Genomic DNA, 12,915 nt, shown 5'->3' on the forward strand with positions numbered 1-12,915 from the left:
CTCTAATGAAAATAGCGGCGATCCATCTTGCCAAAATCCCCAATTCTCCTTTTTTGTTTCTTTCCTTTTTTCCTATTCCAACATGGAAAACCGCCCCCGTTCAATCGGAAGGCGGTTCACTCCGGCGAACGATGCGCATCGGGCAGCCGGCGACCATCGCTCCGGGCGGGACGTCTTGATGAACGACCGTGCCGGCGGCGACGACGGCGCGGTCGCCGATCACCACGCCGGGCAAAATGGTCGAGTTCGCGCCGATCATCACCTCATCGCCGATCACGACATCGCCGAGGCGGTATTCGTCAACCAAATATTCGTGGGCGAGAATCGTCGTGTTGTAGCCGATGACGCAGTTGCGGCCGATGCAGATTTTTTCAGGGAAGAGAATATCTGGCATGACCATAAAGGCGAGCGCGGTTTGCTCGCCGATGTTCATGCCGAGAAACGTGCGGTACAGCCAGCGTTTTAGCGGCAAAAACGGCGTGTAGCGCCCGATTTGAATGATGATGACGTTTTTCAGCACTTTCCAAAACGATACGGTGCGGTACAATTGCCAGAGCGAGTTCGCTCCTTGGACAGGGTATTTGGTCGTTCGTCTCACCGGGAGGATGATTCCTCCTTTCATTCGTTGATGCCGACAATGGCGAGCAAGTCGCTCATTTTCTCGAGCATATAGTCCGGTTTATATTGTTCCAAATATTGGCGCCCTTTAATCGCCCACGCGACGCCGGCTGTTTTGACGCCGGCGTTTTTGCCGGCCAACATGTCGTGGTAGTTGTCGCCGACCATGAGCGCTTCGTCCGGTGTTGACTGCAGCACCTCAAGCGCCTTGTAAATCGGCTCGGGGTCCGGCTTTGGCCTCGTGACGTCATCGAGGCCGATGACGCACGAGAAAAACGGCGCCAGCCGCGTTTTTCTTAACCCCATTAGGGCGGTGTCGTGCATTTTCGTCGTCACGACGCCAAGGCGGAAGCCATGGCGGTGGAGCGTTTCGATCGTTTCATACACGGTGTCAAACTCGCGAATCAGTTCGTCATGATGGGCGTGGTTGAACGTGCGGTACGTCTTCACCATCTCCTCGACCCGTTCCGGATCGAGCGAGCCGAACGTTTCATAGAGCGACGGGCCGATGAACGGCAGGACGTCCTCACGTTTGTAACGACCTGGATAGTACTTCTCCAACGTATGCAAAAACGACTGGATGATGAGCTCGTTCGTATCAATCAATGTGCCGTCAAGATCAAACAAAATGGTGCGAATCGTCATGAAGCGGCTTCCTTTCTAGTCGGTTGTTCAAAGCGGCGCCAAACGAACGCCACCGCCATTGTCAGCAATACGGCCGTCACCAAGCGGATGAAAAGCAGCGGCCAAACAGAGATGCCAAGCGGGACGAAAATGAGCGTATCTTCGACGACCGCATGGCAAGATACGAGAAAAATGAACGCCAGCGTCAAGTCGCGCTTCGAGACGCCGTCTTCTTTCGCCGCCTGAATCATCACCCCCGCCCCGTACGCCAAGCCGAACACAAACCCGGCAGCGAGCGTGAGCGATGTGTTCGCGCTCATGCCCAGCATCTTCGTCGCCGGCGCCATCCAGCGCGAAACGGCTTCGATCCAATGGCGTTCTTTTAAAATTTGAATGACCGTCATGAGCGGAATGACGATCGCGACAAGCTGCACAATGCCGGCGGCCGCTTTTTTCAGCGCCGCCAAGATGATCTCTCCCCAGCCGGACGGCGGGGCGGCTTCATGCGTGACAAACCCGTATTGGGCGATCTCCTGCCCCCCGTCCCATAGATGGGCGATCAACAAACCTGACACGACAGCGAGCCCGACGCGCACGACGATCATCAGCCAGACGCTCATGCCGGTGCGCGAGGCGACGGATGACTCGACGATCAAGTTATGGGAAAAGGAAAGCATGACCGCGAGAATGAACACTTCCTTCACCGTCAACTCGATCGTCAGCATCGCCCCGATCGCCGCGTACAATCCAAGCAAATTGCCGAGCACAAGCGGCACAGCCGCATCGCCGGATAAGCCGAACCATTTCATCAGCGGCGTAACCCCATCAATGATCCATGAAAAAAGCGGCGTCGGCTGCAGCAACGCCAACAGGAGCGTCACGGGGAAAATGATTTTCCCCAGCGCCCACGATGTCTTCAGCCCGGCGAGCACACCGCGCTGCAACGTTCCTGTCATGGTCTCCTCTCTCCTTTGCTTGCCTTGATCACCGCGATGCGGTGAAACCTTGATTCTCTGGATGCCGCGCACCGCATCTTGTTCATCCGTCCGCACCTAACCGAAAAAAGCGGGAATGCAGCTCCCCGACAAGATTGTTCCCGCTGCGAAGCGCGGCGGCGAAGGGGCTGCATTCATCGCGGTTTCCCGAAAACCGAACAAGTCCGCAACGTTTCGCCGCCTCAAACGGCTATTCATCCCGATAGCGCGCGTCCGCCCAGCCTTTTGTCCGGCGCACGATCCAAAGCGCGACGGACAAAACGATGAGCGTCACGGACACGACTTGCGCCGCGCGCAGGCTGCCGGCGAGCATCAAGCTGTCGGTGCGCATCCCTTCAATCCAAAAGCGGCCGATCGAGTACCAAATCAAATACGACAAAAACAGCTCTCCGCGCCGCAAGTTGACGCGCCGAAGCCAAAGCAAAAGACAAAAACCGGCCAAATTCCAAAGCGATTCGTACAAAAACGTCGGATGCCAATAGCGCCCGTCAATGTACATTTGGTTGATGATCCAATCCGGCAAATGCAAATTTTCAAGAAACTGGCGCGACACAGGGCCGCCATGCGCCTCTTGGTTCATAAAATTGCCCCAGCGCCCGATCGCCTGGCCTAAAATGATGCTTGGTGCGGCAATATCGGCGAGCTTCCAAAACGACAGCCCGCGCGCGCGGGCGAACACCACGCCCGTCGCCACCGCCCCGATCAAACCGCCGTGAATGGCGAGGCCGCCTTTCCAAACTTTTGGAATCTCTGACAAATGCTTTGAATAATAGTGCCATTCAAACAACACGTAATACGCCCGCGCGCAGACAATGGCGATCGGCACGGCAAACAGCACTAAATCGACAAACGTCTCTTTCGGCAAGCCGAGCCGCACCGCTTCGCGCGTCGCGAGCCATAGCCCAATCAACACACCGGTGCCGATAATGACCCCATACCAATAAATCGTAATAGGGCCAAGGTGCAAAAACACGCGGTCAAGCGGCTGAATCGTCGATTCCATCGTTTCCACCTCCTATGCTCCATGCCCAAACGAGATCCATTCCTTTGACGCAAGAAACGCCGACGATCAGTCGTAATCGTGCGCGCCGTCTTCGATGGCGTCGCTCAATCGCGCCGAAAACTCCTCAGCCGCGTTGACCCCGAGCCGCTTCAGACGGAAATTCATCGCCGCCACTTCGACGATGACCGCCAAGTTGCGCCCTGGGCGGACCGGAATCGTCAATTTCGGCAATTCCGTGTCCAAAATTTTCACTTTCTCTTCTTTCAACCCAAGCCGGTCGTACTGTTTGTCCGGGTCCCACAACTCCAAATCGATGACGAGCGAAATGCGCTTATGCGTCCGCACCGCCCCGGCGCCGAACAGAGTCATCATGTTGATGATGCCAAGTCCGCGAATTTCGAGCAAATGTTCAATCAACTCGGGCGCGCTGCCGACGAGCGTATCTTCATCTTCTTGGCGGATTTCCACACAGTCGTCGACGACCAACCGATGGCCGCGTTTGACGAGCTCCAGCGCCGTTTCGCTTTTGCCGACGCCGCTTTTGCCCGTGATCAACACCCCGATGCCGTACACATCGACCAACACCCCGTGCACCGCGGTGGTGGGGGCGAGCTTGCTTTCCAAATAGTTTGTCAATCGGCTTGACAGGCGGGTCGTTTTCATCGTCGAGCGCATGACCGGCACCGACTGGCGCTCAGACGCTTCGATCAGCTCCGGCGGAACCTCAAGTCCACGCGAGACGATGATCCCTGGCGTAATGTCCGTGCAAAGCCGTTCCATCCGCGACTTTTTTTCTTCCGGCGTCAACGTTTCATAAAACGACAGCTCCTTCCGTCCGAGCAACTGCAGACGCTCCGCCGGGTAATAGGCGAAATAGCCGGCCATTTCAATCCCCGGCCGCGACAAATCGCTTGTCGTAATCGGGCGGTAAATGCCCTCCGCGCCGCTGACGAGCTCGAGCTGGAACTGTTCAATGATGTCTTTCGTCCGCACTTTTGGCATACGTCGCCTTTCTCCCCTTTCTTCATCTTTCTTCCATTGTAACACGTTTCGTTCCGCCCTTGAATGGAAAACATCGGGGAAAACAAAACAGGGACGGCTCACCCCGTCCCGATCAAGCCAAACACATCAAACCGAAACGATCTTCACCGCATCGTTTCTCCCATTGCAACCTCTTGCCGCATTCGCCATCTTTTCACACGATCACGGAAAACCATGGCGCCACCGGCCTTCCAATGGATCACGCCCCGTTACGACCGGTTGTGGAGCGGCTCGATCACCGCTTTTTGCACAAGCAAATGGAAAAACGACAAGACGATCGACGCAAGCAGCGCCGTGCCAAAGCCGCCGATTTGAAACGCATCGCCCATCAGCCCTGCAGTCATCATGAGCGTGATGGCGTTAATGACAAACAAAAACAAACCGAGCGTCAACACGGTCACCGGCAGCGTCAACAAGATGAGCACCGGGCGAACGACGGCGTTGAGCACCGCCAAAATCACGCTCGCCAAAAACGCCGCGCCGATGCCGCTGAAGTGAATATCGTCAAAATAGCCGTCAATCGCCATGAGCAACACCGTATTGATCAACACACCGATCAGCCAATTGAGCATTTCATCACCATCTTTATTCGAGTCTCGCGCCCGCCGGCCACACCTTGTTACAGTCCCAAAGAAACGGGGCCACGGCATTCGCCGGCAAACGGGCGCTTTCTCTTATTTTAACACTTGAATCCCTTTTATGACATTCCAAACAATGACAACAAGATTCACCGCCCCAGCAACGAGGAACCCAAGCCAGACGAGCCCGCCGCCAAAAAGAAGCGATTCCTCGCCCCAATGGCCGAACAGCACCGGCGACGCGGCCAACGCAATGAACAAGAGGATCGTAACGGCCGGAATCAAATGCGACACGAGCGACCGCTTCGCATGGCGTTTGACTTCAAGATCTTCGACAACAAAATAGACGACAATCGGCAAAATGAACGGCGCAAAAAAGACGCTGAAATAACAAAGCGCGGATAACACTTTGTTCGTCGACAATCGGCAATCCCCTTTCCAAGTTTCCTTTACCTGTATATACGACGGCCGCTAGGAAAAGTTTCCTGCCGACGGCAAAAAAAGGCGGAGGCCGCCGGTGTCCCAAGCGGCGGACAAAGCCGCAAAGGCCTTTACGCCTTCGCCGCTTCATATTGCGCCTGCATGCGCGCCCGGTCGCGTTCGAGAATCGGTTTTAAGTAGCGGCCGGTGTGCGATGCCTCGACCTCGGCCACCTCTTCCGGCGTGCCGACGGCCACGATTTGCCCGCCGCGGTCGCCGCCCTCTGGGCCTAAATCAATAATATAGTCCGCGGTTTTGATGACGTCCAAATTATGCTCGATGACAAGCACGGTATCACCGTTGTCGACGAGCCGATGGAGCACGTCAAGCAGCCGGGCGATGTCATCAACATGAAGCCCGGTCGTCGGCTCGTCCAAAATGTAGAGCGTCCGGCCGTTGGAGCGGCGGTGAAGCTCAGCGGCGAGCTTGACGCGCTGCGCCTCGCCGCCGGAGAGCGTTGTCGCCGGCTGACCGAGCTTCATATACCCAAGCCCGACGTCATAGAGCGTCTCGAGCTTGCGTTTGATTTTCGGGATCGAGGCGAAAAAGTCGAGCGCATCTTCGACCGTCATGTCCAAGACATCGGCGATGTTTTTCCCTTTATACGTCACCTCGAGCGTTTCACGATTGTACCGTTTGCCGTGGCACACTTCGCACGGGACGTACACGTCCGGCAAAAAGTGCATCTCAATTTTGATGATCCCATCGCCATGGCACGCCTCGCAGCGCCCGCCTTTGACATTGAAGCTGAACCGCCCTTTTTTGTAGCCGCGCACTTTCGCTTCGTTCGTTGAGGCAAACACGTCGCGGATGTCGTCAAACACCCCGGTGTACGTCGCCGGGTTCGACCGTGGCGTGCGGCCGATCGGTGACTGGTCGATGTCAATCACTTTGTCGAGATGCTCCAGCCCGCGGATGTCGCGATGCTCGCCCGGCTTGGCTTTCGCCCGGTTGAGCTTTTGCGCCAGCGCCTTATACAACACTTCGTTGACAAGCGTGCTTTTGCCCGAGCCCGACACCCCGGTGACAGCGACAAACGTGCCGAGCGGGATGTTCACCGATACGTTTTTCAAGTTATGCTCGCGCGCGCCGACCACCTCAAGCCAACGTCCGTCCGGACGGCGCCGCTCGGCCGGAATCGGGATGAATTTTTTTCCTGACAAATACTGGCCGGTGAGCGAGTTCGGATTGTCCATCACCTCTTCCGGCGTGCCGGCGGCGACGACCTCGCCGCCGTGGATGCCCGCCCCCGGGCCGATGTCAATCAAATAGTCCGCGGCTAGCATCGTATCCTCGTCGTGCTCCACGACAATGAGCGTATTGCCGAGGTCGCGCATGCTTTTCAACGTCGCGATCAAGCGATCGTTGTCGCGCTGATGAAGCCCGATCGACGGCTCGTCGAGGACGTACAGCACCCCCGTCAGCCGCGAGCCGATTTGCGTCGCCAAGCGGATGCGCTGCGCCTCGCCGCCGGAGAGCGTGCCGGCTGAACGGCTGAGCGTCAAATAGTCGAGGCCGACGTTTTGCAAAAAGCCGAGCCGGTCGCGAATTTCACGCAAAATAAGGCGGGCGATTTGCGCCTCTTTTTCGGTCAGCTCGAGCCCGTCAAAAAAGGCGAGCGCCTCGGTCACCGACATGGCGGTGACCTCGCCGATATGCTTGCCGCCGACAAGGACGGCCAGGCTTTCTTTTTTCAGCCGGTAGCCTTGGCATGTCGGACACGGTTGTTCCGCCATATACTTTTCCATCTGCTCGCGAATGTAATCGGAGCTTGTCTCCCGGTAGCGGCGCTCGATGTTGCGAACGACGCCTTCAAATGCGATGTATTGTTCACGCACTTGGCCAAAATCGTTCGTATAGCGGAAATAAATCGGCTCACCGCCGCTGCCGTACAAAATTTTCGCGAGCTGCTCTTTCGGCAACTCCTTCACCGGCACGTCCATCGGGATGCCGTAGTGGCGGCACACAGCTTCGAGCAGCTGCGGGTAGTATTGCGAGCTTTGCGGCTCCCACGGAGCGATGGCGTGTTCTTTTAACGTCAGCTCATCGTTCGGGATGACCAAATCGAGATCCACTTCGAGCTTCACCCCGAGCCCGTCGCAGTCCGGGCAGGCGCCGAACGGACTGTTGAACGAAAAGAGGCGCGGTTCAAGCTCCCCGATCGAAAAGCCGCAGTACGGACAAGCGTGCTTTTCACTGAACAAGAGCTCCCCCTCGCCGATCACGTCAACGACCACTTTGCCGTCGGCGAGCTTCAGCGCCGTCTCCAACGAATCGGCAAGCCTTGATGCGATGCCGTCCTTGATGACAACCCGGTCGACGACGACATCAATCGAATGTTTTTTGTTTTTTTCCAGCTCAATGTCCTCCGTCAACTCGCGCATCTCACCGTCAATGCGAACGCGCACATACCCTTGTTTGCGAATATCCTCCAATGTCTTGGCGTGCGTCCCTTTTTTTCCCGAGACGATCGGCGCCAAAATTTGCATTTTCGTCCGCTCCGGGTAAGCAAGCAGCCGGTCGACCATTTGCTCGATCGTCTGCGATTGGATTTCAATGCCGTGCGTCGGACAAACAGGGCGGCCGATGCGGGCGAATAGAAGCCGCAAGTAATCGTAAATTTCTGTCACCGTGCCGACGGTTGAGCGCGGGTTGCGGCTCGTCGTTTTTTGGTCGATCGAAATGGCCGGCGACAATCCTTCAATCGCATCGACGTCCGGTTTTTCCATCTGCCCTAAAAACTGGCGGGCGTACGCCGACAGCGATTCGACGTAGCGTCGCTGACCTTCCGCGTAAATCGTATCAAACGCCAGCGACGACTTCCCCGACCCGGACAGCCCGGTCAAGACGACGAGCTTGCCGCGCGGGATTTCAACGTCAATGTTTTTCAAGTTGTGGGCGCGCGCCCCTTTGACAATGATTTTCTCCATTCCGTTCACCCGGCCATCATCCTTCCGCTTTCAATTCGAAAATGACGTCGCGCAGCTGGGCGGCCCGCTCGAAGTCGAGCGCTTTGGCCGCCTCTTTCATCTCCGTCTCGAGCGTTCGAATCAGCTCTTCCCGCTCTTGTTTCGTCATCGCTGCCGCCGGCTTCGCCTCGTACATCTCCGTCTCTTCCGCCGCATACGTCGCGCGGATGACGTCGCGAATCTCCTTTTTCACCGTGCGCGGCACGATGCCGTGCTTTCGGTTGTACTCTTCTTGAATCGCGCGGCGCCGCTTCGTCTCTTGAATAGCGATTTCCATCGATTTCGTCACTGTATCGGCGTACATGATCACATGGCCGTTCGCGTTGCGCGCCGCCCGGCCGATCGTCTGGATGAGCGAGCGCTCCGAACGCAAAAACCCTTCTTTGTCGGCGTCCAAAATGGCGACAAGCGACACTTCCGGAATGTCCAATCCTTCCCGCAGCAAGTTGATGCCGACCAGTACATCGTATTTGCCGAGCCGCAAATCGCGGATGATTTCAATGCGCTCGAGCGTCTTAATTTCCGAATGCAAATACGCCACCTTGATCCCCGCTTCTTTTAAATAATCGGTCAAATCCTCCGCCATTTTTTTCGTCAGCGTCGTCACGAGCGTCCGTTCATTCCGCTCGACGCGCTCATGAATTTCGCCGATCAAATCGTCGATTTGTCCTTTTGTCGGACGGACGTCGATTGTTGGGTCAAGAAGCCCGGTCGGGCGGATGATTTGTTCGACAACGCCCGGGCTGTGCTCGAGCTCGTACGGCCCCGGCGTCGCCGAGACGTAAATAATTTGATGGATTTTTTGCTCGAACTCTTCAAACGTGAGCGGTCGGTTGTCGAGCGCCGACGGCAGACGGAAGCCGTGGTCGACGAGCACTTGCTTGCGCGCCCGGTCGCCGTTGTACATGCCGCGCAGCTGCGGCAAGGTGACGTGTGACTCATCGACGATAATCAAAAAATCGTCCGGAAAATAGTCAAGCAATGTATACGGCGTCGATCCCGGCGGCCGCAGCGCCAAATGGCGCGAGTAGTTTTCGATGCCGGAACAAAAGCCCATCTCGCGCATCATTTCCAAATCATAGCGCGTCCGTTGCTCCAGCCGCTGCGCCTCCAACAGCTTTCCTTGGGCGCGCAGTTCGGCGAGCCGCTCCTCAAGCTCTTGTTCGATGTTTTGAATGGCGAGCCGCATTTTCTCCTCGCGCGTGACGAAGTGCGACGCCGGGAAAATGGCGACATGCTCGCGCTCGCCGAGCACTTCGCCCGTCAAGGCGTCCACCTCGCGGATGCGCTCGATTTCATCGCCAAAAAATTCGACGCGAATGCAATGTTCATCGCGCGACGCGGGGAAAATTTCGACCACATCGCCGCGGACGCGGAACGTGCCGCGCCGAAAGTCGATATCATTGCGGTCGTATTGGATGTCAACGAGCCGCCGCAGCAGCACGTTGCGCTCGATTTCCATCCCCACGCGCAATGAAACGACAAGCTCGCGGTATTCTTCCGGTGACCCTAAGCCGTAAATGCATGAGACGCTGGCCACGATGATGACATCCCGGCGCTCAAACAACGCCGACGTTGCCGAGTGCCGCAATTTGTCGATTTCATCGTTGATTTTCGCATCTTTTTCAATGTACGTATCCGTCTGCGGCACGTACGCTTCCGGCTGATAATAATCGTAATAGCTGACAAAATATTCGACGGCGTTGTGTGGGAAAAACTCTTTCAGCTCGCTGTACAATTGACCGGCGAGCGTTTTGTTGTGGGCGATGACAAGCGTCGGCTTGTTGACTTGGGCGATCACGTTCGAGATCGTAAACGTTTTGCCCGTCCCCGTCGCCCCAAGGAGCGTTTGATGTTTCACACCCCGCTGCAAGCCGTCCACAAGCTTGGCGATCGCCTGCGGCTGATCGCCTTGCGGTTCGTACGGCGACACTAATTGAAAACGGCCCTCCACCGTTTCGCCTCCTTCTTCAATCCATCTTTCCCCATTGTATCATATCCTCTGCGCAGATGCACAAAAAACGCGAACTGGTATTCGTTCCAACCTGCACAGCGATTTCCATTCCGTCAGGCCGCTTCCAGCTGCATAGATAAAAAAGCGGACCGCTGCAGATGGGTCCGCTTCTCTGTCATTTCTTTAAGTTGTCCAACATTCGCCCCGCCAACAGAAAACCGGCAATCGTCGAGGCGATGTCGGCGACGATTTCGTGCAGCTCGTCCGTATACCCTTTGGCATACGAGGCGACAAGCAAGGCAACGGTCAACAACAACGCAATGTAACGGTTGTACGTCACCCGCGCAAACAGCAGCAACAAAAGGCACGGGATGATAAGGGCCGCGAGAAACCACATACGTCTAGTCTCCTTTACGACACAGCTTCGGACGCCGAAGAGCCTCGTTGATGAACGAACAGCAGACCAAGTTCGTGGTGGCCGTCTTCATACACCGCTCCTTGAACGAAGCGGATCTCGCCGTTATGGCTGATGACTTCCAGCTTGCAAAACGCGCGGTTGCGCTGGAGTGCCTCGTAAAACTCGGCCTCAGTCTGCACTGGAACGCCGTTCGCTTTTACAATCACTTCACCAATGCTTAACCCCATTTGTTCCGCTTTGGAATTCGGGAGCACCCCGACGATCACCACGCCTTGCGGATGGCGGGCAAACCGGGGCGGGCGGGCGCGGTCGGCGCGGTGACCGGAAAAGGCAATCCACTCCCGCCCAATGATGGCTGCAGCTCCTGCGGCAGCCCCTAGCAACGGATGCCATAATCCGAAGACGGCCAGCACGGCGACAAGCCAAGCGAGGCGAAGCACGCGCCGCCCTTCTTCACGAGCTGCTTCCGCCGGCAGCACGTGCTGCCGGCGCTGCGAAAAGCCGAGAAGAAACGGCACAAGCCAAAACGAATAGCCGTCCCCAGCTGGAATGAGCGGCCACCACGAAACCGACGGCAACGCGCCGTCGGATATCGGCAGCACGACCGGCACAAACCAAAACCGTTGCGTCCACTGCATGCCGACAATCATTCCACGTTTGCTTCTCGCAAGCTGCGGCGAGGCCGCCCCATTTCGCGAGCGGAGAATCAGCCATCCTTCCGCCAACAGCAACAACACAAGCAGGGCGGCAAGCGCCCCTCCATCCGCCGCACCGTCTGACAACAGATGAGCGGCAAGTCCGCTTGGCCCCGCCAAGCCGAGCAAGACGAGCGCTCCGCCCACTGTATAAGCCGGTGAAAGGAGGCGCGCCTCCATCGTCAGGCCAAGCAGGATCGTCAACCCCGTCACCGCCCACACCGCATCCGGCGGCAACGCGAGCCCGATGCCGGACGCAATGACAGACAGCACAGCGCCCGCAACCCATCCCCACGTCCAAAGCCCACGCCATTCTTGCCCCAGCCGATAGACGCGCACATGAAAATCGCGGCGCTCCCGCTTCACCCGCCGCCAGCCGGCACCCCAGGCCAACAGCAGGCCGTAATACAAGAGCGGCTGCCGCCACACATCGGCGACGCCTTCCAACCATTCCAATCCCCAAGTTGCCATCCGCCTTCCCCCTCGCTTCGTTCCCCATTCTTTATCTTCTATTCTACCAAATGACTGGGACAAATCCCATGCCTGCCGCCATCTTTTTTGCCTGAATGGCGAATTTGCGCTGTTTTCCACTTTCTTTGCCGAATGGACACTAGTTTTGTCGCCCGGGCAGGATTTCTTATGCCAATGAAAAAAGGGATATAGAAGAAGACAAAAAAGGAGGAGTGGAACGATGGAGTTAAAAACACCCGACGTTGCCGCCCGTCTCGGAGTGTCGCCAAAAACGATCCAGCGCTGGGTGCGGAAATACAACATTCCGCTGCAAAAAAATGAAGCCGGCCACTACTTGTTTGACGAAAAAACGATCGCCCTGCTTGAGCGGGTCAAATTTGAACAAGGCGCCGCGCTGGAAACGCAGCCGAAAGCAGAACCGAAAACACCGCCGGCCCCTAGCCGTCCTTCAACATCGCCGCCGAACGTTCCTATTCATGCCCTGTTTCAAGAATATGTCGGACCGGAAATCAGCCGCGTCTCCCTGCGCCTTGATCAACTCGAGCAGCAACTGGAACAAAAAGCGGATGACGTCGTTTCCGTTCAATTGCTGCACCACCGACGGGAGATGGAAGAAATCACCGCCCGCCTGACCGCCTTGGAACAGCTCGTTGCCCGCCTCGAGCAACAGCTGAATCACCAGCCGCCCGCCCCGCACAATCCGTCCGAAGAACCGAAGCGGAAACGGCGCGGCCTCGGGCGGGTGATGAACTTGTTTGTCTAACCGTGCAAAGGCACAATCAGCCCCACCAAACAGGCAACGAGTTTATCGTGCGCTCTGCCTTAGGCAGGGCGTTTTTTCTGCCCTTCCTTATGATCCGTCCTTTTCCTTCTCTTCACTGCTTCTTTACTCTTTTTTCATTCTTTTTTAATCATCGTTCTTTATAATCTGTAGATGAGCAAATTCACTGACATAAATTGACAACTAAACAAAAAAGGAGACATGAACCCGATTCCTTGGTTAGAATAGATGTACCACCAACTATCCACAAGGAGGTTCATGTCTCATGAATAGATTAGCACATCACCA

General features: G+C 56.6%; 12 protein-coding genes. 1 reads left to right on the forward strand and 11 read right to left on the reverse strand.

Features of this window, described 5'->3' with window-relative positions:
* Nucleotides 1-100 precede the first annotated feature (100 nt).
* The 11 genes from IKE44_RS09425 to IKE44_RS09475 form a co-directional block, all read right to left on the reverse strand.
* Complete coding sequence (locus IKE44_RS09425; protein ID WP_049625151.1) at nucleotides 101-598, reverse strand: acyltransferase; 498 nt, start codon at nucleotides 596-598, stop codon at nucleotides 101-103.
* Between the two features lie 20 nt (nucleotides 599-618).
* On the reverse strand, nucleotides 619-1,263 hold the full coding sequence (gene ppaX / locus IKE44_RS09430) for a pyrophosphatase PpaX (RefSeq protein ID WP_033015037.1): 645 nt from the start codon (nucleotides 1,261-1,263) through the stop codon (nucleotides 619-621).
* On the reverse strand, nucleotides 1,260-2,198 hold the full coding sequence (locus IKE44_RS09435; RefSeq protein ID WP_033015034.1) for a nucleoside recognition domain-containing protein: 939 nt from the start codon (nucleotides 2,196-2,198) through the stop codon (nucleotides 1,260-1,262). Before IKE44_RS09435 ends, ppaX begins: the two co-directional genes overlap by 4 nt.
* Nucleotides 2,199-2,427: 229 nt before the next feature.
* On the reverse strand, nucleotides 2,428-3,240 hold the full coding sequence (lgt, locus tag IKE44_RS09440; protein ID WP_033015140.1) for a prolipoprotein diacylglyceryl transferase: 813 nt from the start codon (nucleotides 3,238-3,240) through the stop codon (nucleotides 2,428-2,430).
* Between the two features lie 66 nt (nucleotides 3,241-3,306).
* Nucleotides 3,307-4,242: an HPr(Ser) kinase/phosphatase gene (gene hprK, locus IKE44_RS09445; RefSeq protein ID WP_049625138.1), complete on the reverse strand. Its 936-nt coding sequence runs from the start codon at nucleotides 4,240-4,242 to the stop codon at nucleotides 3,307-3,309.
* Nucleotides 4,243-4,490: 248 nt separating this feature from the next.
* Entirely contained in the window at nucleotides 4,491-4,853 is a 363-nt protein-coding gene (locus tag IKE44_RS09450) for a phage holin family protein (RefSeq protein ID WP_033015030.1), read from the reverse strand.
* Between the two features lie 102 nt (nucleotides 4,854-4,955).
* The gene (locus IKE44_RS09455) at nucleotides 4,956-5,282 is read right to left on the reverse strand and encodes a magnetosome magnetite crystal formation protein family (RefSeq protein ID WP_011232554.1); all 327 of its coding nucleotides are present in this window, start codon (nucleotides 5,280-5,282) and stop codon (nucleotides 4,956-4,958) included.
* 128 nt (nucleotides 5,283-5,410) lie between these two features.
* Entirely contained in the window at nucleotides 5,411-8,269 is a 2,859-nt protein-coding gene (gene uvrA, locus IKE44_RS09460) for an excinuclease ABC subunit UvrA (protein ID WP_049625150.1), read from the reverse strand.
* 16 nt (nucleotides 8,270-8,285) lie between these two features.
* Nucleotides 8,286-10,262, reverse strand: coding sequence for an excinuclease ABC subunit UvrB (gene uvrB / locus IKE44_RS09465; protein ID WP_049625137.1), 1,977 nt, complete (start codon nucleotides 10,260-10,262; stop codon nucleotides 8,286-8,288).
* Between the two features lie 175 nt (nucleotides 10,263-10,437).
* Nucleotides 10,438-10,659: a CsbA family protein gene (locus tag IKE44_RS09470; RefSeq protein WP_033012047.1), complete on the reverse strand. Its 222-nt coding sequence runs from the start codon at nucleotides 10,657-10,659 to the stop codon at nucleotides 10,438-10,440.
* A 14-nt stretch (nucleotides 10,660-10,673) separates the two neighbouring features.
* Nucleotides 10,674-11,846, reverse strand: a complete 1,173-nt coding sequence (locus tag IKE44_RS09475) for a PDZ domain-containing protein (protein WP_033015020.1) — start codon at nucleotides 11,844-11,846, stop codon at nucleotides 10,674-10,676.
* A gap of 220 nt (nucleotides 11,847-12,066) precedes the next feature.
* Between IKE44_RS09475 and IKE44_RS09480 the strand changes: the two genes are divergently transcribed.
* On the forward strand, nucleotides 12,067-12,609 hold the full coding sequence (locus tag IKE44_RS09480) for a MerR family transcriptional regulator (protein WP_033012045.1): 543 nt from the start codon (nucleotides 12,067-12,069) through the stop codon (nucleotides 12,607-12,609).
* Nucleotides 12,610-12,915: the final 306 nt, after the last annotated feature.

This window comes from Geobacillus sp. (assembly GCF_017515625.1).
Taxonomy (GTDB): Bacteria; Bacillota; Bacilli; order Bacillales; family Anoxybacillaceae; genus Geobacillus; species Geobacillus stearothermophilus.